The 24,982-nt window shown below is 49.4% G+C and carries 22 protein-coding genes and 4 tRNA genes; 3 read left to right on the forward strand and 23 right to left on the reverse strand.

What is annotated here, in order from left to right; genetic code table 11:
• Positions 1-160 precede the first annotated feature (160 nt).
• Both Q9291_RS09795 and Q9291_RS09800 read right to left on the reverse strand, forming a co-directional pair.
• Complete coding sequence (locus Q9291_RS09795) at positions 161-409, reverse strand: helix-turn-helix domain-containing protein (RefSeq protein WP_306389863.1); 249 nt, start codon at positions 407-409, stop codon at positions 161-163.
• Positions 410-642: 233 nt separating this feature from the next.
• Complete coding sequence (locus Q9291_RS09800) at positions 643-975, reverse strand: YihY/virulence factor BrkB family protein (protein ID WP_306389864.1); 333 nt, start codon at positions 973-975, stop codon at positions 643-645.
• A 409-nt stretch (positions 976-1,384) separates the two neighbouring features.
• Between Q9291_RS09800 and Q9291_RS09805 the strand changes: the two genes are divergently transcribed.
• Entirely contained in the window at positions 1,385-1,564 is a 180-nt protein-coding gene (locus Q9291_RS09805) for a hypothetical protein (RefSeq protein WP_306389865.1), read from the forward strand.
• A gap of 33 nt (positions 1,565-1,597) precedes the next feature.
• Here the strand turns inward: Q9291_RS09805 and Q9291_RS09810 are convergent, their stop codons facing one another.
• The 16 genes from Q9291_RS09810 to Q9291_RS09885 all read right to left on the reverse strand — a co-directional run bounded on the left by Q9291_RS09810 (position 1,598) and on the right by Q9291_RS09885 (position 14,525).
• Positions 1,598-1,870: a PilZ domain-containing protein gene (locus Q9291_RS09810; RefSeq protein ID WP_306389866.1), complete on the reverse strand. Its 273-nt coding sequence runs from the start codon at positions 1,868-1,870 to the stop codon at positions 1,598-1,600.
• 261 nt (positions 1,871-2,131) lie between these two features.
• Complete coding sequence (hsdR, locus tag Q9291_RS09815; RefSeq protein WP_306389867.1) at positions 2,132-4,477, reverse strand: EcoAI/FtnUII family type I restriction enzme subunit R; 2,346 nt, start codon at positions 4,475-4,477, stop codon at positions 2,132-2,134.
• On the reverse strand, positions 4,474-5,586 hold the full coding sequence (gene fic, locus Q9291_RS09820; protein ID WP_306389868.1) for a protein adenylyltransferase Fic: 1,113 nt from the start codon (positions 5,584-5,586) through the stop codon (positions 4,474-4,476). The genes hsdR and fic overlap by 4 nt, the downstream gene beginning before the upstream one ends.
• Positions 5,587-5,886: 300 nt before the next feature.
• Positions 5,887-6,588 (reverse strand): hypothetical protein, encoded by a 702-nt coding sequence (locus Q9291_RS09825; protein WP_306389869.1) that lies wholly within the window; start codon positions 6,586-6,588, stop codon positions 5,887-5,889.
• The gene (locus Q9291_RS09830) at positions 6,585-7,157 is read right to left on the reverse strand and encodes a hypothetical protein (RefSeq protein WP_306389870.1); all 573 of its coding nucleotides are present in this window, start codon (positions 7,155-7,157) and stop codon (positions 6,585-6,587) included. The genes Q9291_RS09825 and Q9291_RS09830 overlap by 4 nt, the downstream gene beginning before the upstream one ends.
• Positions 7,158-7,326: 169 nt before the next feature.
• Positions 7,327-8,475 carry a restriction endonuclease subunit S gene (locus tag Q9291_RS09835; RefSeq protein WP_306389871.1) on the reverse strand — a complete coding sequence of 383 codons (1,149 nt, stop codon included), beginning with the start codon at positions 8,473-8,475 and terminating at the stop codon, positions 7,327-7,329.
• Positions 8,472-9,926, reverse strand: a complete 1,455-nt coding sequence (locus Q9291_RS09840; protein WP_306389872.1) for a class I SAM-dependent DNA methyltransferase — start codon at positions 9,924-9,926, stop codon at positions 8,472-8,474. Before Q9291_RS09840 ends, Q9291_RS09835 begins: the two co-directional genes overlap by 4 nt.
• Positions 9,927-10,168: 242 nt before the next feature.
• A tRNA-Leu gene (locus Q9291_RS09845) sits at positions 10,169-10,255 on the reverse strand.
• 79 nt (positions 10,256-10,334) lie between these two features.
• Positions 10,335-10,410 (reverse strand) — tRNA-Gly (locus Q9291_RS09850).
• An 18-nt stretch (positions 10,411-10,428) separates the two neighbouring features.
• A tRNA-Cys gene (locus tag Q9291_RS09855) sits at positions 10,429-10,502 on the reverse strand.
• 61 nt (positions 10,503-10,563) lie between these two features.
• A tRNA-Gly gene (locus Q9291_RS09860) sits at positions 10,564-10,639 on the reverse strand.
• A 106-nt stretch (positions 10,640-10,745) separates the two neighbouring features.
• Positions 10,746-11,327 carry a CDP-diacylglycerol--glycerol-3-phosphate 3-phosphatidyltransferase gene (pgsA, locus tag Q9291_RS09865; RefSeq protein WP_306389904.1) on the reverse strand — a complete coding sequence of 194 codons (582 nt, stop codon included), beginning with the start codon at positions 11,325-11,327 and terminating at the stop codon, positions 10,746-10,748.
• Between the two features lie 37 nt (positions 11,328-11,364).
• Positions 11,365-13,164: an excinuclease ABC subunit UvrC gene (uvrC, locus tag Q9291_RS09870; RefSeq protein ID WP_306389873.1), complete on the reverse strand. Its 1,800-nt coding sequence runs from the start codon at positions 13,162-13,164 to the stop codon at positions 11,365-11,367.
• Between the two features lie 34 nt (positions 13,165-13,198).
• Positions 13,199-13,378: a tautomerase family protein gene (locus Q9291_RS09875; RefSeq protein ID WP_306389874.1), complete on the reverse strand. Its 180-nt coding sequence runs from the start codon at positions 13,376-13,378 to the stop codon at positions 13,199-13,201.
• A gap of 39 nt (positions 13,379-13,417) precedes the next feature.
• Positions 13,418-14,155 (reverse strand): cation diffusion facilitator family transporter, encoded by a 738-nt coding sequence (locus Q9291_RS09880; protein WP_306389875.1) that lies wholly within the window; start codon positions 14,153-14,155, stop codon positions 13,418-13,420.
• A gap of 64 nt (positions 14,156-14,219) precedes the next feature.
• Positions 14,220-14,525: an EF-hand domain-containing protein gene (locus Q9291_RS09885; RefSeq protein ID WP_306389876.1), complete on the reverse strand. Its 306-nt coding sequence runs from the start codon at positions 14,523-14,525 to the stop codon at positions 14,220-14,222.
• Between the two features lie 121 nt (positions 14,526-14,646).
• On the opposite strand from Q9291_RS09885, the gene Q9291_RS09890 reads away from it, so the two are divergent.
• Positions 14,647-15,489, forward strand: coding sequence for a 23S rRNA (adenine(2030)-N(6))-methyltransferase RlmJ (locus Q9291_RS09890; protein ID WP_306389877.1), 843 nt, complete (start codon positions 14,647-14,649; stop codon positions 15,487-15,489).
• A 3-nt stretch (positions 15,490-15,492) separates the two neighbouring features.
• On the opposite strand, the gene Q9291_RS09895 is transcribed toward Q9291_RS09890, so the two are convergent.
• Positions 15,493-16,626 carry a DUF2914 domain-containing protein gene (locus tag Q9291_RS09895; protein WP_306389878.1) on the reverse strand — a complete coding sequence of 378 codons (1,134 nt, stop codon included), beginning with the start codon at positions 16,624-16,626 and terminating at the stop codon, positions 15,493-15,495.
• Positions 16,627-16,832: 206 nt separating this feature from the next.
• Between Q9291_RS09895 and Q9291_RS09900 the strand changes: the two genes are divergently transcribed.
• Complete coding sequence (locus Q9291_RS09900; protein ID WP_306389879.1) at positions 16,833-19,031, forward strand: ATP-binding protein; 2,199 nt, start codon at positions 16,833-16,835, stop codon at positions 19,029-19,031.
• A gap of 35 nt (positions 19,032-19,066) precedes the next feature.
• On the opposite strand, the gene Q9291_RS09905 is transcribed toward Q9291_RS09900, so the two are convergent.
• The 4 genes from Q9291_RS09905 to Q9291_RS09920 form a co-directional block, all read right to left on the reverse strand.
• Complete coding sequence (locus Q9291_RS09905) at positions 19,067-20,032, reverse strand: crotonase/enoyl-CoA hydratase family protein (RefSeq protein ID WP_306389880.1); 966 nt, start codon at positions 20,030-20,032, stop codon at positions 19,067-19,069.
• Positions 20,033-20,284: 252 nt separating this feature from the next.
• Positions 20,285-22,864, reverse strand: coding sequence for a bifunctional aconitate hydratase 2/2-methylisocitrate dehydratase (acnB, locus tag Q9291_RS09910; RefSeq protein WP_306389881.1), 2,580 nt, complete (start codon positions 22,862-22,864; stop codon positions 20,285-20,287).
• Between the two features lie 184 nt (positions 22,865-23,048).
• Complete coding sequence (locus Q9291_RS09915; protein ID WP_306389882.1) at positions 23,049-23,363, reverse strand: hypothetical protein; 315 nt, start codon at positions 23,361-23,363, stop codon at positions 23,049-23,051.
• 109 nt (positions 23,364-23,472) lie between these two features.
• Complete coding sequence (locus Q9291_RS09920) at positions 23,473-24,978, reverse strand: fumarate hydratase (protein WP_306389883.1); 1,506 nt, start codon at positions 24,976-24,978, stop codon at positions 23,473-23,475.
• Positions 24,979-24,982 lie beyond the last annotated feature (4 nt).

The following is a 24,982-nucleotide window of genomic DNA, read 5'->3' on the forward strand; positions in this document are numbered from 1 at the left end:
TGGCGCTTGAATACTGGGTTTAGCAGCATCAGGCAGAAAATCCGCAGACCATGCGCGGCCAACTGCATGATTAAAGAAAACTGCAGATCTGCCGTAAAAATGCCGAATCAACCGCAGGAAAGAAGATGGCCGGGCTATTTTTTAAGCCTGAAGCCGCCGATCAGGCGGCATTTTCACAACGGGTGGGCGTGTCTGGCTCCCACCGCAGCAGCTCGCACAGATCGCATTCCAAATACGCACACAACTTGTTCAAATGGTCCGTACTGGCATTATAGGTATGGTCTTTTAACATGCGATGCAGAGTCATGCGGCTAATGCCGCTTGCATCCGCAATTTCGGTCACGGTGATGGTTCTGCCCCACTCGACCTGTTTTTTAAAAATGACCTGTTTCAATTCAACGTAAATCACAATCTGTTCCAATACACACGACTTGTCTCATGCCAGCCATCCAGCATTGACTGGCATGGTTGACCACCGCACTCAGCATAACGTTCCATTATTTGCGGTGTGTTGACCCGCATCAAGCAAACGCTTAAAGAATTGCAGTGCAACAAAAACAGACATTATACATTTTTATATAATATCTGTTTTCACCAAAGGCAGTCATCGAAGAAAAGAAAGAGCATCTTGAGATGCGCGGCTTATTTCAGGTGCGGGTTCACTTTTTGGGTGCGTGCCTTTTTTGCAACCACATGGTCATGCCTCAGGACGTTTTCCCCATTTTCTATCAATGCATTGGCGAGCTCCGCGGGCGTATCCCTGCTTTTACGAGAGCCAAAAATATGAGAATACGCCCAGGTAAATTCAGCGCCCATGAGAAAAATTTGCGCAGAGTAATAAATCCAGATCAGCAACGCAAGAATCGCCCCTGCGGGGCCATAGCCACTTGAAAACGCGCTGCGGCCTATATAAAAACCAATCAGCCATTTACCCACCGTAAACAGGGCAGCAGTGATGGCCGCACCTATCCACACTTCGCCAGCGGATGCTGACGCGCGGCATGACCTTGTAAATCATGGCGAACATGCCGGTGGTGAATAAAAAGCCAAAGACCACATTAAAACACGTCGCAACCAGCACTCATATGTCTCGCATAGACACCTTGGCTTTACTCACTGGGGCTTTACTCACTGGGGCTTTACTCACTGGGACTTTACTCACTGGGACTTTGCTCCCTGACAATCTCATGACACCTCAAGCTGGAAAAAATGTAAGAAAAGGGCCACACAAACCCTAGCGTGTCTAATCCTAACGGTTGGAAAGTGCTACGCAGGTCGGGTCATGGCTTATTTGGCTGTCAGCGCATGCTGAAGTCACTGCATGCGTATGGTGTTATGTGACTTAGAATAGCAGTGTTAGGAATGGCAGTGTTAGAATCGCAACATGCTGATTATTGGTATTGTCATTTCACTGCTCGCCTACTACTTTTCTTTAAAGTGGGGCGATCAGCTGCTGCAAAACAACGACATTGAGCTACCTCGATTTACACGCTGGCTAGTGCTGAACACCTTCGCATTTATCATCTCCAGCATTGTCGCCCTGCCCTTCCCCTCTATTTTGTGAAGTAAATCACGCGAGGGATACAAGCCATCACCCTCACCTCGCCATCAGCGACTGAATCAGGCTTTTATTTTCTAAAGGAACGTCCAGAAACTCCAGATTGGTTCTAAAACCGCGCATGCCGCACAGCGATGAAAACGTCACACGACAATTGAATCGGTAATGCTTGAGCCTTGAACCCACATATACCGGGACATCAATATTGCATACCTGCCCGGGCGCGTATTGCTTATCCGCGAACAGGCTGATCCCCGTCAACGAAATATCGTGAGTGAATACAATATATTTGGATCCCGTACTATCTACCAACTGAGATTTTTTATGCCAGGAACGACGGTTTTTATCTATTGAAGTATTAAGCAAACTACTGGAGGACAAGGATTAAACAAGGGATATTACTGCGCGTTATTATATGACGAATAACGCCTGGCATTGCTGATATAACCTCATCCCCCACACAATTCACTCAGCTTAACAATGGTGGCGCCAACCTGCGCGCAAGCTCAGATCAATGCCCTGCATGCGCGCGAGTGAGCGGCCATCTATATCAGTCAGAATGGCAAGATCAGATCAAAGATTGGCCTCGCCAGTTGGCTGGTAAAGATATTTTTGAAAACCTACAAAGAGTTGCCTGATTTCAGCCGCATTGCCTAGCTCGGCAGTGGCATCGTGAATGGACTGGTATCGCAGACTGATTAAGTCTTTCAGTTTTTCCTGATTCAACTCATCAACACCCTGTTGCACATATTGCCCAAGGATAAATTCAATAAAGGCTGACTGCTTATCCGCAAAGTGCTGATGGATGTTCTGCTTAGCCAGGTCTGCACGGCGTGTGCGCGAAAGCGGCGCCAAAGCAAATGCAACATTTGCCAATACATCAAACAGATCACTGTTTTCTGCATCAATAATCCGCTGCATTTCTATCAATACCTCTTTGTGAAAGCCTTTCTCTGCCAAGCCTTCCAATAGTTTTTTGCGGGTTTCGGGGTCGCTCCACAAATCGCGCAACGCATCCTCATCCTTGAAAAACTCGGGCAATACACCAAACAAACTTTCCAAAAACTGGGCAGACGACATCGGTTTGCCATCTGCGCCCCAAAAACTGGTCGCCATCATGTGTTGAATCTGACGTGTTTTGCCATCATTGAGCTTGATGAGAATTTTTTCTCGCTTGGGTTCCGTCGGCTCATAAGGCTTTTGCGTTTGTTCTGCAGGCTTGGAGGTACTCACCGCAGTGCCAGGCGTGATGTACTCCACTGGTTCAGGCTCACCATCCCATTCCGGGTCACTAAAGTGATGATGCGCCTTCACAAAATCATACAAGGTAAAATAGTCCTTGCCGTCATACAAGCGGGTGCCACGGCCTATGATCTGCTTAAACTCGATCATGCTGTTCACTTCGCGCATGAGCACAATATTACGTACATTGCGCGCATCCACCCCTGTTGAAAGTTTTTGCGAGGTGGTCAATATGGTGGGGATCGCATTTTCATTGTCCTGAAACGCTCTCAGGTACTCATCACCACGCGCGCCATCAGCCGCCGTGACACGCACACAGTAATCAGGGTCGCTACTGGTTTTAATCTGGTTAATATAGTCACGCACCTCCAGCGCATGTTCCTGATTGGCGCAAAACACCAGGGTTTTCTCACGCGGGTTAATCAACTCCATAAACAATTTCACGCGATATTGCTCGCGTGCCGGGATTTTTATCACCCGGTTAAAATCACCCTCTTGATACAGTTTGCCCGGCACAACCTCGCCTTGCACCACAACACCATCGCCCGGAGTGTAAATATACTCGTCCAGCGTGGTCGCAATCTGCTTGACTTTAAAGGGTGTCAAAAAGCCATCATTAATCCCCTCTTTGAGCGAGTACACATACACCGGCTCACCGAAATAAGCATAGGTGTCCGCATTGTCTTTGCGCTTGGGGGTCGCCGTTAGGCCTAATTGCACGGCGGGGGAAAAATATTCCAGAATCCCGCGCCAGCTCCCTTCATCATTGGCACCGCCACGGTGGCATTCGTCGATGATAATAAAATCAAAAAAGTCTGGTGGATATTCGCCAAAGTTTGGTGCTGGATTGCCTTCAGCATCCGACCCACTCATAAAGGTCTGAAAAATGGTAAAAAAGAGATTACCGTTTTTAGGTACACGGCCGTTTTTGCTAATTTCATCGGGCGCAATGCGCACGAGCGCATCTTCAGCAAAAGCAGAGAACGCGTTATACGCCTGATCGGCCAGCCCATTGCGGTCGGCCAAAAACAAAATGCGCGGCCTACGTGGTTTGTTGGCATCCAGTTCGCGGCTTAAATTCCAGCGGCTGTAAAACAACTTCCAAGCCAACTGAAACGCAATAAAGGTTTTGCCAGTGCCAGTCGCCAGCGTCAGTAAAATACGGTCTTGATTATTTGCAATCGCCTCAAGCACCGCCTCAACCGCATTGTGTTGATAATAGCGCGCACCAAAACTACCGCCTTTATCCTCAAATGGAATCTCTGCAAAGGCATCACGCCAAGCGTTTTGCTCTGCAAAAGTTAAGCGCCACAGCGTATCGGGGCTAGGATAGCTTGCGACATCCGCCTCTTTACCCGTGAGCATATCAATGCCATAAATGCGCTGGCCATTGGTCGCATAGGCAAAACGGCTATTCAGCTTTTTGGCATAGGTTTTCGCTTGCGCCACGCCTTCGGTATAAGGCTTATCCCACGCCTTGGCCTCAATGACGGCTAACTTATGGTTTTTATACACCAACACATAATCGGCAATTTCCTGTTTGCCGCGTTTACCACCACCCTGCAAACGCCCTAGCGTAATATGCTCGCGCCGAATATAACTGCCATCCACCACGCCCCAACCAGCGGCCTTCAGGGCTGGGTCGATATGTTCTGCGCGGGTTTCGGCTTCATTCATATATAAGCTTTAAATTCGTTACTATCTTGAGAGAGTAATTGCATTAACTTGGGGTGAACAAATAATTTCTCTTTTGACACCGCCACCTCAACTAGCACGCCTATCTCAACAAGGTGTTTTAAATAAACCGATGCCGACTGTCGCTTTGCAATTCCCGCATCCACTACACTGCTAATCCGACAATAAGGCAGTTCAAAAATTAAACTGACCAACTCATGGCTATACACTTTAGGTAGTTTTTGTCGTACAAACTCTACAGTATGCTCATTCAGCGCTTTCATGGCAGCAATTTTAGCGGTTGTCCAAATGGCTGTTTCTTCAACGCCTTTTAAAATGTAGAGAATCCAATCTTCCCAAGCTTGCTCTTTGGTCACTTGAAGCAATAGTCTGTAGTAATCACTTTTATTCTTGATAATATAGCGGCTTAAATACAAGATCGGCAACGTTAGCAAACCTTCCTGTATTAAAAACAGGCTATTTACAATACGCCCAGTTCTCCCGTTACCATCAGTAAAAGGGTGGATAGCTTCAAACTGGTAGTGCGTCACTGCCATCCGAATCAAGGGGTCAACCTCAATCTCGTTATGTAAAAACTGCTCCCAATTAGCGAGCATCGTCCGCAATACATCCTCACCCACGGGTGGCGTATAAATCACTTCTCCCGTTTTATGGCTACTTAATGCTGTGCCAGACACCTTGCGCACATTCATCTGCACACCCTTAATTTGCGTACAAATTTCCTCAATGGTGCGAGTGTTTAATGGATGCTGATTGAGTGCCTGAAAACCCTCAAATAGGGCGCGGCTGTAGCGCAGCGCTTCTTTGGTGGCGGGGTCTGCTTGGTCTTCATTGCGTAAATGCTGAAACAGCTTATCAGTAGTGGTGACGATATTTTCAATCTCAGAACTTGCGCCTGCCTCCAATAAAGGCAGCGTGTTAATCAACACCGCTTGATTGGGTATTAACTCTGCGGCTTGCTTTAGCTCAGCCAAAGCTGCACGCGCAGTAATACACTGTTTTAAAATTGCCTTAGTTTCAATATCCACCTTGGGTGGCAGGGTAGGTAAAGACAAATAAGGCTGATCAGCTTGCCAAGGTTGCGCGTTCATATCGTTGCCCATATGTTCGAAATTTTCAGTTTTATCGACACATCTTTATCATATGTCGATGCTATCGACACGTCAACCACTTGTGTCGATATTTTTCAGTTTTATCGACACATCTTTGGTGTATGTCGATGCTAACGACACATCAGCGACTTGTGTCGATAAAATTCACTATCATCGACATAAGCATTTAAACTAAAAAGTCACCACAACGTGTATAAAAAAACGCATTCTCTTATCACGTTGCGCTGGATATGTTCAAAAAAACGTGTTTTTGATACACGTTGCTACTACACCGCGCAATCAAACCAAATTTGCCAACGCGTTTAACTTGCGCTCAAGCAAAGGCAAACGGCTTTGGCTGGCAGAGTCGCCTGGTAAATAGCCTTGCAGCGCAGAAAGAAAATCCTCGTTCTGTAACAGGGCACTAAATTTTTCAGCAATATATTTTTGCAACACTGTTGGTGCTAACTGCATTTCTGCAATAAGTGAAGGCCTGCCATCAATCACGGTCACAATATCTTCCATATCGTGGCTGAGCAATAAGTCTGACTTCCCCCTATCTTCAAACGCCTCTAGCTTGGTGGCAATAAAAAATGGTGCTGCTATCAGCCTAATCGTATTTTCTGCATCTAATACAAAGTCATTTGCATATTCAATGGCAAGTGGGTACCAACGATTCGCAAAGCCTAAAATGCTTTTATCCGTTGGCATCACATCAACGGCAACACCACGATAGCTCCACCTACAAATAGGCGCTTTAGCACTCATATCTTGCACAAAGCCTTTGCTGCGCAATTGCGCTTCTAGCTGATGATAACCCGCGGTATTAGCTACTTGCGCCACAATATCTACATCATCGGTTGGGCGTATCACCTGCGCACGCTGCACAGTCACCAGCAAGCCCGTGGCGCAGCCACCCACAAAAATTACCTTTTCGCGCAAATCACCAAGCGCGTTGGCAATCAGCAACAATATCGCCCGGTTGGGGTCGTTGATATTCATTGCAAGCGTTCGTTTAACAGCTGCATGGCTATCTCGCGCTCACGCGCCTGCCCCATGCGCAAAGCATCAAATAACGCCAGCAACGCATAAAGCGGTGGAAAAGCCTTGGCGGCTAACGGTAAGTTTTCATATAAAGGCATCAAGGCAAACCCACGTTGATCACCTTCTGGGTGCGGCCAAACGGGCGGCATTTCTTGCGAGAACAACACCTTTTCGCTTAAAGGCGGCACACCATAAGCAGTTGCAAAACCAATGGTGGCCTCACCACGAATAGCGGGGTAGCAATAGCTTGCGCCAAACAACACATATTGGCGCACAGCTTCCATCACAGGGCGAAAATATTCCCCTGCATCCACCAGCAATTTAGCTGCAATCAAGCGCTGTACCGATGCATGCACCTCAAACTGAGAAAGCAGCATTAATTTTGCCAGTGCCGCGTAAGTGTATTTAGGCTCTCTGCGAATAATGACCAGCATGAGCAATACCGCCAAATCTAAGGGCTTTAAGCCCCATTGGCGATTGCCTGCGCGACGCATAGACGCCGATTGTTGATTGTTTGCCTTTGCCATAAAACCACCTTATATGCTATATGCAAACAGCATATATCAATTAAAATTAACCTGTCAACTCAATTAAAACAATGGTTTAATGTTTAATTTTTTTGATTTATTCGCTGTTCGAGAATAGCGAATATACACCCTATATGCTATATGCAAATAGCATACGGACGGTGTGAGGCTATAACTCGCCAGCAAACGCCTGATGGAGCAGCGATTTTTTGAGGGCATCCAAGGCGTTAAGTTTGCGTTGGTAGAGGGATTCTAGGCGTTGGGTTTCAGATAGGACTTTTTGTAAATTAGAGACAACCGTTTGCTGCTCTACTAAGTCAGGTAAAGGAATCGAAATATCTTTTATCTTGCCAAGGCTAAGGTTCTTTTGACGGACACCACGCCTTTCAAGAAGCAATGCTGGTTTTTTTGAATTGATAGCATGCAGAATGTATTTAACGTCAATCATTTCGTTTGGTTTTATACCTGCAATTGCTTGATTGAATGTGGCATCACGGTCAAGAATGGACATTTTCAAAGCCGCCGTATCATACATACCAACAAGTAAGGAGCCCTTTGGGAAAAGCTTGGCATTAGAGTTATCCAAACCCAATAAAGTAATCTTTTTTTCAGATTCAGTTGTGTAAGTATTATTTAACTCACCTGACGAATACCATGGAATGTCTCCATTCCAATATTGTTTTTGCGGTACTGATGGCGTGCCTCCACTTTGAACTTCAGCAATATCGCCAAGCCTTCTCTCTTTCCACCCATCACCGCGCTGGGTAAAGACGTTTTGCAAATGGCTTTCAAACAAGGCGCGGGCGTTTTGCAGGTTTTTTTCGGTGTTGGCGCGGGCAATAGCAATCTGCTCAAACGCTTTATCAAGAATCGCAACGATGCGTTGTTGTTCTTGAATTGGTGGGAGTAAAAACTCAAAACTTAACACTGCGTTCATGTCAGCGCGTGGCATACGTGCACCAGTGCAAGTTGCATTTATTAGATCAACAGTTTGCTCTCTAATAAACCAGTACAATAAATAATCTCGTAAAAGACACGACTTTGGTTTTATTGGGAATATTTCTGTTGAACAGTGCCCATCAAACTCTGGTGCAAGAACCTTATTTAAATAAGGGCGCAATCTTCCGTATAAGATATGAGAGTTATTGAATTTAAATGTGGCACTTTTAACCGATTGTGACTCCAAGCTCCCAAGAAACGACGCTGTATTGGATTCAATGTCTTCCAGACCTACATAAGGTAGGTTTTTATGAATGGCTTGTAATTTGTCATACTCACAAACATCACCAAGCGTTTTTACTTCCCATCCAGCCTTCATAGCAACGCCCTGATACTCACCAGCACTTCCGCGCTCTCAGCATCAAGTGCAGCAATTTCTTGCATGATGTCTTGCGGGCTACGGTGCGCGACTTCTTGCACGTTGTTGGGGTTTTTTACCGATAAATCAAAGGTAGTTTGGTCTATGTCACTGGCGTTTATTGACCAGCTTTTGGGTGAATCGGCAAAGGTGGTTTGTAAACGCACAAACTCTGCCAAATCGTCATCATTCAGCGGGTTGGTTTTGCCCATGTTGCGGCCTGGGTCTAGCTGGTAAAACCATGTGTTTCTAGTTGGCGCGCCTTTTTCAAAAAACAGCACCACGGTTTTAACGCCTGCGCCTAAAAAAGTGCCTCCTGGGCAATCGAGCACGGTGTGTAGGTTGCAGCTTTCTAGCAGCAGTTTGCGCAGGCTGACTGAGGCGTTATCGGTGTTGCTTAAAAAGGTGTTTTTAATCACCACCGCGGCGCGGCCACCGGCTTTGAGGCTTTTAATAAAGTGCTGCATAAACAAAAACGCGGTTTCGCCGGTTTTAATGGGGAAGTTTTGCTGCACTTCGGCGCGCTCTTTGCCACCAAACGGCGGGTTGGCGAGAATAATATCGTAGCGGTCTTTTTCTTGAATGTCGCTAATGTTCTCGGCCAGCGTATTGGTATGAATAATATTGGGCGCTTCGATGCCATGCAGAATCATGTTCATGATGGCAATCACGTAGGCGAGACTTTTTTTCTCTTTGCCGTAAAAGGTGCTGGTTTGCAGGGTGGTTAAATCGCTGGTGCTCAGGTTTGGTTGGTTACGCAAATAATCAAATGCTTCGCACAAAAAGCCTGCGCTACCCACAGCGCCGTCATAAATGGTCTCGCCAATTTTGGGGTTTAGCACTTTAATCATGGCGCGAATCAGGGGGCGCGGGGTGTAATACTCACCGCCGTTGCGACCTGCGTTGCCCATATTTTTAATTTTGGCCTCGTAGAGGTGCGAAAGCTCGTGCTTTTCAGCCTGGGTGTTAAAGCGTAGCTCATCAATGCGCTCTATCACCTCACGCAGGTTGTAGCCACTCTGAATTTTGTTGTTGATCTCGCCAAAAATCTCGCCGATTTTATATTCGATGGTGTTGGGGCCTGTGGCGCGTTGCTTAAAGCCTTTGAGGTAAGGGAAAAGCTTGGTGTTTACAAACTCTTTGAGGTCATCGCCGGTTAAGGCGTTGTTGTGGTCAAACTTGCCATCCGCCGTTTTGGGTGCTGCCCAGGCTGGCCAGCGGTAATCGGCATCGATAATAAATGCGTAGGGTTTGCCTTCTAAATCTGCCTCTAAAGCTTTGGTTTGCTCAAGCGCATCGAGATACTTTAAAAACAATATCCAGGAGGTTTGTTCGGTGTAATCCAGCTCGCTGGTGGCGCCTGCATCTTTGTGCAGAATATCGTCGATATTTTTAAAGGTTTGCTCAAACATGGTGATGTTTTCTGGTTAAAAATCTGATTAAACATAATCGATTGCAACTGACATCACTTTAACGGCTGGCGCGCTCAAAAACCAGCTTTTCAGGCAGAGACCATAACTGCCACTTTTATTAAATACAGATGCAGTGCGGAGGTTTGCCACTGATGAATCAAAACGAATAAAAAGTGGTGTGCTCACTTTTTGCAAATTTGATGTGTGGTCAATAGAAAAATGCTGGAACGGTATAAGAAGTGTGGTGCCCGGAGCCGGAATCGAACCGGCACAGCCGTTAAGCCGAGGGATTTTAAGTCCCTTGTGTCTACCAGTTTCACCATCCGGGCGGTAGGTCTGACAAGCTGCGTATTTTAACACCCTGACGGGCTTTGCCTAGTCTTTCTGGCGACGTGCTTGTGAGAAATTTGGAGCGGGAAACGAGTCTCGAACTCGCGACCTCAACCTTGGCAAGGTTGCGCTCTACCAACTGAGCTATTCCCGCATAATTACTACATGAGACTGGAGGCGCGAGCCGGAGTCGAACCGGCCTAAACGGCTTTGCAGGCCGCGGCATAACCGCTTTGCTATCGCGCCAGAACCAACAACATAAAAACTTCTTATGTTAAAAAGGGAAAGCTGCGCTTTCCCCGAAATTTGGAGCGGGAAACGAGTCTCGAACTCGCGACCTCAACCTTGGCAAGGTTGCGCTCTACCAACTGAGCTATTCCCGCGTATTTCCTTGCGTCATGCGTCGTAAGGAAGCTGGCATTTTAATGATTTTTGCCCCGGTGTCAAGGAAGATTTTGAAAAAAGCATTCTTATTGCAGGAATGCTTTTTTAGATGGTTTCCCGAATCGCGGGCCAGGCGGCTTTGAGGTAATAGCCCATGGAAATGAGGGTCAGCAGTGCGGCAATCACGATCAGCCACTCGCCTATCCATTGAATGTTGATGCCAAACAGCGGGTCGTACCAGAGCAGCAGGATAATGGCGATCATTTGCGCGGCGGTTTTGAATTTTCCGACCATGGCGACGGCGACATTGCTACTTTTGCCGATGCTGGCCATCCATTCACGCAGTGCACTGATGGCGATTTCGCGCCCAATAATAATGAGTGCGACCACAGCGCCGACGCGGTTGAGTTCCACCAGCACAATCAGCGCAGCGGCCACCATCAGTTTATCGGCGACCGGGTCGAGAAAGGCGCCGAACTTGGACATTTGATGGTATTTACGCGCCCAGTAGCCATCGAGCCAGTCGGTCAGCGCGGCCAGAATAAACACTGAGGAGGCCGTAAGATTCACCCAGTGGGCAGGCAGGCCTTCTGCTGTGACTGCATTGGCAGGCAGAAAGAACATGCCGACGAATACCGGAATCATGGCAATGCGTAACAGGGTCAGAATATTGGGAATGGTCCACATAACTTGTTGTTTTGCGCTTTTATTCAAGCACGCTGCATCAGTGCAAGCGCTCGTAAATGGTTTGTGCCAATGCAGGGCTGATGCCTTCGACCTGCGCGATTTCGTCTATGCTAGCATTTTTTATGCCGTCCAGGCCACCAAATCGGGTTAACAACGCTTTGCGACGCTTGGCGCCCACGCCTTCAATATCTTCAAGGCTGGAGGTAATGCGGGCTTTGGCGCGCTTGGCGCGGTGGCCGGTGATGGCAAAACGGTGTGCTTCGTCACGAATTTGCTGCAACAGGTGCAGGCCAATATTGTCCGTAGGCAGGTTGAGCATTTCACCGGTATCCGAGAAGATCATGGTTTCGAGGCCGGGCTTGCGCTCCTCACCTTTGGCAATACCGACCAACAGAATATCTTCCAGGCCGACTTCCTGCATGACTTCAATCGCCACGCCCAACTGGCCCTTGCCACCATCGATAAAGACCAGATCGGGCCTTTTGCCCTCGCCTGCCGCCACTTTTTTGTAGCGACGCGTAAGCACATCGCGCATGGCGGCGTAATCGTCGCCAGGCGTAATGCCGGTGATGTTGTACCGGCGGTACTCACTGTTTTGCATATCGCCGCGGTCAAACACCACACAACTGCCTACCGTGGCCTCGCCCATGGTGTGGCTGATGTCAAAGCACTCGATGCGTTCGGTGTTCTCGGCCAGATTGAGTGCCTCACGCAAGGCCAGTAGCCGTGCCTGCTGATTGGCTGAAGTGGCCAGGCGTTGCTGCAAAGCCAGCTCGGCATTGGTCTGCGCCATTTTCAGCCACACTTTTTTATCACCAATGGCATTGGTCAGCACACGGATTTTACGTTCTGACTGCTCGCTCAGGGCGGTTTCAAAGGCCTCTTTATCCACCTCGGCACCGCACACCAGCAAAGGCGGCGTGTTCTGCGCGACATAATGTTGGGTCATAAAGGCTTCAACGGTTTCCACAAGGTCGGCATCCTGACTATTTTTGGGGAAAAAGCTTTTATCACCCAGATGGCGCCCACCCCGGATCATGACCAGATTGATGCAGTGCTGCCCTTGTGCCTCGGCACAGGCAATCACATCGGCGTCGCTGACACTGAAATCGCTGACAAACTGTTTGGCCTGCACTTGCCGCAAGGCCTGCATGCGGTCACGCAACACGGCCGCCATTTCATACTCCAATGCCTCGGCGGCCTGATTCATTTCCGCCTCGATGGCTTGCATGACTTCAGATGTTTTACCCAGCAAAAACAGGGCAGCATGCCGCACATCATGCGCATAATCTTCGGTAGAAATCAGATTGACACACGGCGCAGTGCAACGCGCGATCTGGTATTGCAAACACGGACGTGACCGATTGGCAAACACGGTGTTTTCACAGGTACGCAGCTTGAACACCTTTTGCAATAGCTGAATACTCTCGCGCACCGCAGGCGAACTGGGGAAAGGTCCAAAATACTGGCTACCCTTGCGCTGTGTGCCGCGATGAAACGCCAGCCGGGGATAGCCATCGCCAGTCAGGGCAATATATGGATATGACTTATCATCGCGGAACAACACGTTATACCGCGGCATAATGCTTTTAATCAGGTTGTTTTCGAGCAGCAAGGCTTCTGCCTCGGTGCGGGTGACGGTCGTCTCGATATTGGCAATCTGCGATACCATCATTTTGGTGCGCGGACTGGCGAGGTTTTTATTAAAGTAGCTGGAAACCCGTTTTTTCAGGTCTTTGGCTTTACCGACGTAAATCACGGTGTTTTCCGCATTGAGCATGCGGTAAACACCAGGCAGATTGGGCAGGTTTTTGAGGATGGGTTTGGGGTCGAACATGCGCGTATTTTACACGCATGTTAACCTGCAGGGGCTACCCTAGCAACTCCCCACCGATCGCCCAATCTTCATACGCAACTTCTTCAAACACAATGTAAGTGTAGTTTGCTGGTTTGTGCGCGTGTTTTTGCAGGGTTTCAGTAATTTCCTTGGCAATCTGTTTTTTCTGCTCTTTAGTCACAGAGCCGGCAAGCTTTACATTGACATATGGCATTTGAACACTCCTTACGTTGTGAATGAAACCGTCTTTAAGTTAGTGATGATGGCCTGCGCCACCGCGGACGATATCGCGGATGAGATTAAGCGTAACCACCAGTAGCAACACTGAAATCAGGATAGACAAGATGGGGTCTATGCTCATCCAGCCGGTAAAGTAGATGACTACCCCTGCGACCACGGCAGCAACCGAGCCGAGCAAGTCACCCAGCACATGCAAGAATGCGGCGCGATGGTTTAAACTTTCATCGCCACCGTGATGGTGGTGTTGGTGGTGCATGTGTTTGGCAACCACCAGGTTAACCAGCAAGCCGACCAGGGCAATGATGCTGACATAGCCGCCTGCGACTGGCCGCGGATTTTGCAGGCGCTCGATGGCTTCGTACACAATCCAGCCAGTGACCAGCAGCATGGAGACGGCGTTGATCATGGAGACACGGCGTTCAGTTTGCTTGGAAGCTGGATGCCCGGTTTGCGCCTGGTGGGCAGCCCACATGGCCAGGCCGAGTGCCAGGACATCAAACAGCATGTGCCAGGCGTCGCTGAGCAAGGCCAGCGATTGCGTCCACCAGCCGCCGACAAACTCGACCACCGTAAAGATAGAAATAGCTAGAAATGGCAGCGAGAAAGGATTGCCATGGTCGTGCGCGTTGACATGTTCCTTTGGGCGATGTCCTTGCGTGCCATGGTGATGGCCATCATGCACATCATGACTGTGCCCTGCATGTGAGCAACAGCCGGGTTGGCCAGGTGAATGGTGGTTGGATTCAGACATATATTTCTATTTCATCTCGATCAAAAATAATCAGCGCCACGCATACTCAGTACGATGACAATATTCAAGGCGATGGTGGATGAGCGGCCCGCAACGATTGCAATTGAGACTTCAATCGTTCTATGGCCAGCTGCCGCTCCTCTGCATCGACAAAACCATCATGATTGGTGTCCAAGTGTTCAAACTGTTGCTCAATCAGACGTACGCGGGCTGCTTTAAATTCCTCAAAACTCAGTTTACCATCACCGTCCGCATCCGCTTTGAGTGTCGCCGTATCCACCGACTGCGGAAGTCCGTCAGGATCAACGGGCGCTTCAGCGTGTAATCCTGAACTGGCCATCATGAGTCCTATCCATAATAACAAGCGCATGCATTCCCCCATCCCCATAAATACTGCGTCATGGCTACTAACCTGCTATCCAGAGCTATCGCCAACAGGCCTGAGCTTTTATAATTCAAGATAATACACAGATTGTGATAAAAAAACCGCTATGCTCAGTTACCGACACGCCTTTCACGCCGGCAATCATGCCGACGTTCTCAAACACTGGATTTACAGCCTGGTACTCGACTACTTTAACCAGAAAGACAAACCTTACTGGGTCATGGACACCCATGCAGGCGCAGGTGTTTACCAGCTGGAATCCGCCATGGCGCACAAAACGGCAGAGTATCGTGAAGGCATCGCCAGACTGCAACAAGCCACAGACAGACCGCAGACGTTTGCTATTTACATGCAGGCAGTGCAGGCGTTACATCATAAGATTTCACCTCAGGTATACCCTGGCTCGCCTGCGATTGCCATGCATTTTTTACGTGACTCGGACAAGCTGCGTTTATTTGAACTGCATCCTGCCGACCACGCCCTGCTCACAGAATATGTCGCCCCCTTTAAAAGACAGGTGCAGGTCGCGATGAAAGACGGTTTTGAAGGCATTAAAGCTTGCCTGCCGCCGCCAACCAAACGCGGTGTGGTGCTGATAGATCCGCCTTATGAATTGAAAGAAGATTACCAGCGGGTAGTCGATTGCATTAAAGAGAGCCTGAAGCGCTTTGCCACCGGCACTTATCTGGTGTGGTACCCGCTATTGCAACGCCCGGAGCCTGCGCTGATGATAGAAAAATTGCAGGCACTCAACACCGATTATGTACATGTGACGTTGCACGTCAGCCAGCCCGGCGCAGATGGATTTGGCATGTTTGGCAGCGGCATGCTGATCCTGAATCCACCCTGGACGCTGGCAAACCAGATTGAACCCTGTTTGCCATGGCTGGCCAGCACACTGGCGCAAGATGCATCCGCCAACGCGCAAATGCAAGTACGCATCCGCTAAGCCTCAGTAACGCACCCGCACTTGCCTGTCTGTAGCCGCAGGCTGCGGGTTGATAGTCACCGTAAACTGGTTAATCGCAATGGTTTGGCCAGTTTCATTCTGGATACGTACCCGCCATTTGCCACTGGAAAGATTGCTTTTATACGTGTAACCGCGATAGCCGCCGTCGCGCCCGCCCGCCAGCTGGAAACCCGGCGCACCATAACTGACCCAGTGCTTGCCCTCGAACTTCTCCCAATTGTGCAATAAGCGGGTATGTAATCCTTTAGGCGCAAACACGGCTGAAAAGCAGACCAGCCGTTCACCAGGCACGAGCACCAGCTGATCACTGTCAATGCGCCAGAAACGCCACCATGGTGACTTTTCCAATGTGAGCCAATACCCTTGAGGTGTTTTTTCCACCGCATAAGCGACCACCACCGCCTGCTTCACCAGCGGCACCGGCGGAATCATATCAAACCTGTAAGCAAGCATCAGTAAGGCACCAATAAGCCAGACCGGCCAGATACTGCCACTATGCCTGGGCGCATGCCTATACAAGGCATAGCTTGCCAGCACGCCTACGGTAGTACTCAGGTAAAACCATACGGCATGCACACTGCCCAGCAAATAAGGAAAAGCAAAGTTAAAAAACAGGATACTGCACAAGCCAAACATGCTCCAGCACAATGTCAGCCTGCGATATTCACTTTCCAGAAACTCGTTGGCAATCAACATAATGCCCAATACAAGTGTGATTAACCATGCCATGCCATCACTGGAACTTTTGAAATAGAGGATAAACAGCGCACTCAGCAAACTGCCAAACAAAAACTGCAATATCCAATAGGGCCAATCGTGGATGGGCCATCCAGCCATTTTTTGATCTAGCCAGCGCCAGCGCCCCAGCGCCAATCGGCAACGCAAGCACCATTCGGCCGGCGTGGCGAGCTGGTGCATGATCCAGCCAGCCACAGTCACATAGACCGCAAAAATAGCGATATCACTCATATTGACCTGATGGCCAATCGTGATCGCATCCCACACAAAGCCACCGATAAAAAACAGGATTGGTAGTGAGAGTTTGGCGCGTTTTACTAACCATTTTAAAAATGCCTGAACGCCGGTGAATACTGAAAATTGTAATTCGTCTGTCATAACTGTTGAAAAGGCCTTTCGTACAGGATTGGCATTTTTATCATACTCGCCACAAGCTGTGTATATTTGCTGCAATTGAGCCCAAAACTTCCTTTGATTATCCCCCCCCTGCCTGCTACACTGAAAAATTATGATAGGTAAGCCATCATACAATTATGGTTTTCCACCAATCTTTAAAAATCACCTAAAAAAATGCCAGAACAACCATGTTACGTGAATCGCTGGAACGTATAAAACGTAAAATTTCGGACATCAAGTCTGTCAGTAACGAGACTGAACAAGCACTGTTTCGGGTGACTTTTGTCAGCTTTATCACTGTTTACCTGTTGCTCAATCATAGTAATTTCGAGCCGGTAGCGCTCTGTTTGTTGTATCTATGTTGTGGTTTTATCATGTTGAGCAACATTTTGCGCAACCCAGAAAAGAATGAAAAAAGACAATGGATTGCACTGGTGATGGACCTCACGGCAACATCGCTTGAGCAGATGATTAGCGGCACGATGGCAGGGATTTTTATCGGAATTTATCTGTGGCTGATTATGGGCTATGGCTTGCGTTATGGCACAAAATTTTTCAAAGGCTCCTACCTGTTGAGTTTAGCCGGCTTTGCCGCCACTCTCTACTTCAACCCGTACTGGAATAATCACCAGCATCTGGCCTATGGCTTTTTACTGACACTGATCCTGATTCCGCTGCATACCATGCGTTTGCAAATAAATCTGGAACAAGCCACCAAGCGTGCCGATTTGGCGAACGAAGCCAAAACCAACTTTTTATCCAATATTAGCCATGAAATGCGTACGCCGCTCAATGGCATTATAGGTGCGAGCGAGCTGCTCACACACACCAGACTGGATAAAAAACAGGAGGAATTGCTGAGCATGTCTGTAGCCTCGGCCAGCAGCCTGAAAAAACTCATCAATGATGTGCTAGATATCAGCAAGATTGAAAAAGGCAAAATTGATCTGGAGATTGCACCCTTTTACATGCCGGAGTTGTTACAGCACCTGCAACTTCTGTTTCAGCTGGAGGTTGAACGTAAACGCCTGTGGTTGCGTTTTCATGTTGAAAAAGAAGTCGAAAAGTACTATTTAGGTAGCGTACAACATATTGAGCAGGTCCTGATGAACCTGCTGGCCAATGCCATTAAGTTTACACAACACGGTGGTGTAGATGTCTATGTCAGCGCCAATCAGCATTTTGCCAATATGAGTATGCTTAACTTTCGCATTCGCGACACGGGCATAGGTATCAAGGCAGATGCGCTGCCACATATTTTTGACAGTTTTACTCAAGCTGACAGCAGCATCTCTAAACGGTATGGTGGAACAGGCCTCGGCACAACGATTGCCAAAGAGCTGATCGAGTTGATGGGCGGACATATCCAGGTCTATAGCGAGGAAGAGTCTGGCACAACCTTTGAGGTGACTCTGCCGCTCAGCCATAGCTTACAACCGGCACAGGTTACTGAAAAAACTGCGGATGTTTCTACGCCTTCCGGCAATGTTGTTTCGCTGAGCAGCCATAATAAGTTTCGTAAAAAAACACGTGTGCTCATTGCCGATGACAATGTGGTCAACCGGTTAATTCTGGCGGAAACTTTACAAAGGCAGCACTGCATCGTCAAAGCAGTTGAAAGCGGGGATGCCGCACTCGACATTCTGGAACACAACAGATTCGACTTGATGATTCTGGATTACAACATGCCGGAAATGAGTGGACTGGAGGTCTTCAATATTTATCATGCATTGCCTGGCAGCCAGCCTTTGCGGACCGTCATTCTGACGGCAGATGCCACCAAAGCGACTCAAGAACGCTGCTTGCGCGCGGGTGTATTTGAAGTACTCACTAAACCAGTCATTTCCAGACAGATTCAAACCTTGCTTGAGAAGGTCACAAAAGACATAGAGGCGGCACAAACTCATCCGGTGCCTACGCATGGCAAGCGTATGCAAAAGCGGCCAGATAAAATTGATACGACGCATTCTCCGGCCGAGACTAAACCAGACGCGGCCAGACTGAACATTGCACCAATCAACGAACCGTTACTCGACATGGATCGCCTGGAGCATCTGTTGAAACTGGGTGGCGGCGAGCCTTTTGTTTACCGACTGATTTCCGAATTCATTGAAACAACCGATGACTTGATTCGCGTACTTGGCACCCAATGCATAGACCTCAATTTTGATGAAGTGCACCAACTGGCGCATACACTGGCTGGTGAGTCAGCCAATATGGGATTGATGCCACTCAGTAAGCGCAGTCGGCAATTAATGGGGTTAAAAATGGATGATGCCCAGATTATCTCAAGTCTTTACCAAGCCGTTGCTGAGGCCTATGAAGAAACACGTACGCAATTACAACAATATCGTAGCAAGCTGTCTGCAAAACGTGCTAACAAGTAATCTGGTGCATATCCACCCTCGACATCACATATCGGTCACAGATTCACCGCCTGATGCGAGACAGTCATGGTATCAGCACTCTGCTCAGCCAGCGATTGCTGCGCCGAAGCATCTGCTGCAAACAGTCTAGCTTGCGCACGATAGAAGCGATCCATCACCTTCAGATCACGCGGATTCAGGCTTAACGCATTTTCCACCCAAATCGCCACGATGGACGCCAGCTCATCATAAGTCAGAGGATACACATGGGCTTTCGCACGCTGTGCGGCGAGAAAGCCTTCCGCCCGCTTGCTGTTTTTATGGATATATTCATCGACAGCCGCTTCGCCTTCGCCTTCATCAACCACAATATCAATGATCCCAAGCGCCTGACACTCTTCCGCCGTATACCGTTCGCATCCCATAATCATTTTGTCCGCTACCGCCATGCCCGCCTTGCGGGCAATCAGACTGTATGCACCCATCCCTGGAATCATGTTAAAAAACATTTCCGGAAAACAAAACACGGCCTGACGCTCGGCAATCAGCACATCACTCGTCAGTGCAGCCTCTATACCCGCGCCCAGTGTTTCGCCTTGTAACAGGCTGATTTTGGTCACGTGATCCAGGTTAAAGCGAAACGCGCGCTGTGCAACCACATCGATACTTAGCTTGGCATAAGCCTCGAGTTCAGCACGGTCTCTGCGCCGGATCGCAGCCACCATTTTCTGCAAGTCGCCACCCATATTGAAATAACCGGGGGTTGCGGATGCAAAGACAGAGTAGCGGATAGGCATTGCCTGGCGATTGACCTGCACATAGCCACCGCTGCGGGTAATATCTTCGTGGTGTGCATAAAGTTGCGCCAACAAAGCGTGGTTAATACAAGGAATACGTTCCGGCTGATAGAGCCTGGTCCATAAGGCCTGCTGGTCTGGATTGAACTGACACAACACTTGACCATAATCCTTACTGGCTAATGACTGTTGGTGATGAATAAGTGATTGTTCAAACGGCTTCATGGGCTTCTCCTTAAACGAGTGAGTAATAACGTCAATTAGAAGGCCTGCTTGCAGACCTTAGAGCTTGAGACATATACATGCATTACTGCCAATATGCATATGCTCACTGACTCATCATAAACAAAAGCCTGTGACAGGGTCAGCATCCATGGACAGGTTTTACATTCCTGTTGGCGGGGCTGCCACAAAAACAACAAAGGGGGCAAATGCCCCCTTTGATTGACGCTGATATCTAATCAGAAATTAACGCATTCAGACAGTTTCCGTGATCGGAATCACTTTCTTCACATTATCCAGTGAGCCTGCATATTGCGTCATCTGGTTAAAGTTCAGGTATTTATAGATCTCGGCACTGTTAGTGAGCTTGGTGCCTAATGTATCGAGATATTCCTGCATGGTCGGGATGCGGCCAAGTTTTGCACACACTGCAGCCAATTCGGCTGAGCCGAGATATACGCGTGCATCTTTACCCATACGGTTATCAAAGTTACGGGTCGAAGTCGAAAACACAGTGGCCTTGTCCGCCACACGCGCCTGGTTACCCATACACAAGGAACACCCAGGGATTTCGGTACGTGCACCAGCCACACCAAACGTCGAATACACGCCTTCGGCACGCAGTTGCGCCTCATCCATCCGTGTCGGCGGGGCAATCCACAATCGGGCAGGAATACCACCCGCGCCTTCCAGTATCTTGCCTGCGGCACGATAATGGCCGATATTGGTCATGCAACTGCCAATAAACACCTCGTCAATCTTGTCACCCACCACAGCGGACAAGGGCTTGATGTCATCCGGATCGTTGGGGCAAGCCACCAAGGGTTCTTTAATCTCGGCCAGATCAATTTCAATGACATGCGCATATTCAGCATCAGTGTCAGGTTGCAACAACTCTGGTTTCTCCAGCCAGGCTTTCATGCTGGCAATGCGACGCGCCAGCGTGCGCGCATCCGCGTAGCCGTTTTCAATCATGTTTTGCATGAGTACGATATTGGAATTAAGGAACTCAATGACCGGCTCTTTATTCAATAACACGGTACACCCATTGGCAGAGCGTTCGGCAGAGGCATCAGCCAGTTCAAAGGCCTGCTCCACTTTCAAATCTGGCAGGCCTTCAATTTCCAGTACACGGCCATTGAATACATTTTTCTTGCCTTGCTTGCCAACCGTCAACGTGCCCTCTTGAATGGCTGCATAGGGAATGGCGTTGACCAGATCGCGCAGGGTAATGCCCGGTTGCATTTCACCTTTAAAGCGCACCAGTACCGATTCCGGCATATCCAGCGGCATCGCACCGGTGGCTGCGGCAAAAGCGACCAGACCGGAACCGGCAGGGAAGCTGATACCAATCGGGAAACGGGTATGCGAGTCACCACCGGTGCCGACGGTATCCGGCAAAATCATGCGGTTAAGCCAGGAGTGAATCACACCATCCCCGGCACGCAGACTGACACCCCCACGACTGGACATAAACTCGGGCAAATCGTGTTGCAGCTTGATATCGACCGGTTTTGGATAGGCAGCGGTATGGCAGAAACTTTGCATCACCAGATCGGCACTAAAGCCCAGGCAGGCCAGCTCTTTCAGTTCATCACGCGTCATGCCGCCGGTGGTGTCTTGCGAGCCGACAGTGGTCGCTTTGGGTTCACAGTAGGTGCCAGGACGCACGCCCATGCCTTCAGGCAAGCCACAGGCGCGTCCCACCATTTTTTGTGCCAGTGTAAACCCCTTGCCGGAATCTTTGACAGGAATGGCTTTGATAAACACATCTGGCTCGGGCAAGCCCAGCGCCTTGCTGGCATTGGTGGTCAGGCCTCGGCCAATAATCAGGGGAATACGGCCCCCGGCGCGGACTTCATCCGCCAGAGTCACCGGATTCATTTCAAAGGTAGCCAAGATCTCGCCCGACTCTGACAAGACTTTGCCTGCAAACGGCTGGATGACGATGACATCCCCGGTATTGAGCCCGGAGACGTCACACTGAATCGGCAAAGCACCAGAGTCTTCCGCCGTGTTAAAGAAAATAGGCGCAATTTTACTGCCAATCACCACACCGCCCGTCCGCTTGTTAGGGATAAACGGAATATCATCGCCCATCCACCATTGCACGGAGTTAATCGCGGATTTGCGTGAAGAACCCGTACCCACCACATCCCCCACATACGCCAGCGGCAAGCCTTTGGCCTTGAGCATTTCAATGGTTTTCAGGCCATCAGTCATGCGGTTAACCAGCATGGCTTTGGCATGCAACGGAATATCAGGACGGCTCCAGGCATCCTGTGCAGGACTCAGGTCATCGGTATTGGTTTCGCCGTCCAGCTTGAAAACGACCACCTTGATTTCGTCCTTGAGCGCTGGCTTGCTGGTGAACCATTCTGCCCTGGCCCAAGATTCCATCAATGCTTTGGCATGGGTATTCCCAGCTTTCATTTTGGCATCGACGTCGTGAAAAGCATCGAACATCAAAATTGTGGTGGACAAGGCTTTAACCGCATGCGCGGCCATTGGCGTATCGAGCAGCGCTACTAGGGCTTGTACGTTATATCCGCCCAACATGGTACCAAGTAATTCAACGGCTTTTTCAGCATTTATCAGGGGTGAACTGGCTTTGCCATTGGCGACATCCGCCAAAAAGGCAGCTTTGACATAAGCGGCCTGATCAACGCCGGCTGGAATGCGGTTTTGCAGCAAGTCCAGCAACAGCGCTTCTTGTCCGGCCGGGGGCGATTTTAACAGTTCAACCAATGCGGCCACCTGTTCGGCATTCAGTGGCAAGGGTGGCAGGGTTTGCGCAGCGCGCTCTTTTACGTGGGTGTCGTATGCTTGTAACATGATGTAGGCTCTACCAATAAAACAAAGTCGGGATGAGGGCCAGACCAGTGATCTGACCGTGAGGTGTCTTTTAATTAATTATAATGCAGTCCAATTGTGAGAGTGTTAACTGCTTGTAACAATCTCGTTTTTGTTAAAAATCAGCAGCGCTGGCAGCATCAAAACAACACTCATGCTGATCCAGTTAGCGCACGCTGTCTCCATATAACTGCTTGGCAAACGGCGTGCTGCAGCTTTTTCCGCTGGCAGACGACTCCCATTTATCCAGTAATTCTTTCTCATATCCTTTGCCATGCTGCTTCTCGAGATAAGTACGCACCTCAAACACATCGGCAAAGCCGTTATGATCGGTATCCATCATGGCTACCTGATCTTCCAGCGTGGGCCCGGCGTATTTGCCACTGCTGTCCGTAAAGTAATCCAGTGCCGATTCGGCCAAGGCGGACGTTGCAGCACACAACAGCCCTGCTGCCACAACCCAAAACCTAAACCAAGACATATACTTTTCTTTTATCATACCCAACCCCATTCTGACTCTAAGTAGTATGACGTAGTTTTAAGCAATTGGTGCGCAAACTCTGTGATATCACTCACACAAACGCCGCCATTCACACCGCATGCAAGGCAATCTGCTTTTTCCAGTGTGCAGGGCCGCTGATATGCGCCGACTCTCCATCGGCACTCACCGCCACCGTGACCGGCATATCCACCACGTCAAACTCATAGATGGCTTCCATGCCCAGATCTTCAAAGGCGAGCACCCGTGATTTTTTAATGGCTTTGCTGACCAGATAGGCTGCACCGCCCACCGCCATCAGATAGACCGATTTGTGTCTGGCGATCTCGGCCAGCGCGGCCTCGCCCCGCTCGGCCTTGCCGATGGATCCCAACAAGCCGGTATTCAGCATCATGTCGGTGTAGCTGTCCATCCGTGTTGCGGTGGTGGGGCCAGCCGGACCCACGGCTTCATCACGTACAGCATCCACCGGGCCCACGTAATAAATAAACTTGTTACTAAAATCGACCGGCAATGGCTCACCTTTGGACAGCATGGTTTGAATCCGTTTATGGGCAGCATCGCGTCCGGTCAGAATTTTGCCAGTGAGCAGCAAGGTATCGCCGGTTTTCCAAGTCTGTGTTTCTTCCCGCGTAATGGTATCGAGATTCACGCGCTTGGCCTGCGGGCTGGGCGCCCAATGCACGTCCGGGTAGACATCGGGGCTGGGCGGTGTTAGCACCGCCACTCCGCTGCCATCCAGTGTGAAATGCACATGGCGTGTCGCTGCACAGTTAGGGATAATCGCCACCGGCAAACTGGCTGCATGGGTGGGGTAATCGAGAATTTTGACATCCAGCACCGTGGTCAGTCCGCCCAGTCCTTGTGCGCCTATGCCCAGACGATTGACCTTGTCATACAGTTCCAGCCGCAGTTCTTCGATCCGGTTTTGCGGGCCACGCACCATCAGGTCCTGTATATCAATCGGCTGCATCAGCGATTCTTTAGCCAGCAGCATGGCTTTTTCGGCGCTGCCGCCAATGCCGATGCCGAGCATGCCAGGTGGGCACCAGCCAGCGCCCATCTCAGGCACCACTTCCAGTACCCAGTCCACAATACTGTCGTTCGGATTGAGCATGGCCAGCTTGGATTTATTCTCCGAACCACCGCCTTTGGCCGCCACCAGCACTTCCACCTTGTCACCCGCGACCATTTCCACATGGGTAATGGCTGGCGTATTGTCCCTGGTGTTTTTGCGTGCACCGGCCGGATCGCTCACAATCGACGCCCGCAAGGTATTGTCAGGATGCAGATAGGCCCGGCGAACACCTTCATTCACCATAGCTTCCAGCGTCATATCGCCTTCAAACCGCGCTTGCATACCCACTTTGATAAACGCCACCACAATACCGGTATCCTGGCATAAGGGACGCTTGCCTTCTGCACACATGCGCGAGTTGGTCAGAATCTGGGCAATGGCATCCTTGGCTGCGACGGACTCTTCGCGTGCATAGGCTGCAGCCAGAGCGCGGATATAGTCTTCGGGATGATAGTAAGAGATATATTGCAGGGCATCGGCAATACTCTCGATAAAGTCTTGGGTTTTAATCACGGCCATGGGG

The sequence above is a fragment of the Methylophilus aquaticus genome, from assembly GCF_030769565.1.
GTDB lineage: Bacteria > Pseudomonadota > Gammaproteobacteria > Burkholderiales > Methylophilaceae > Methylophilus > Methylophilus aquaticus.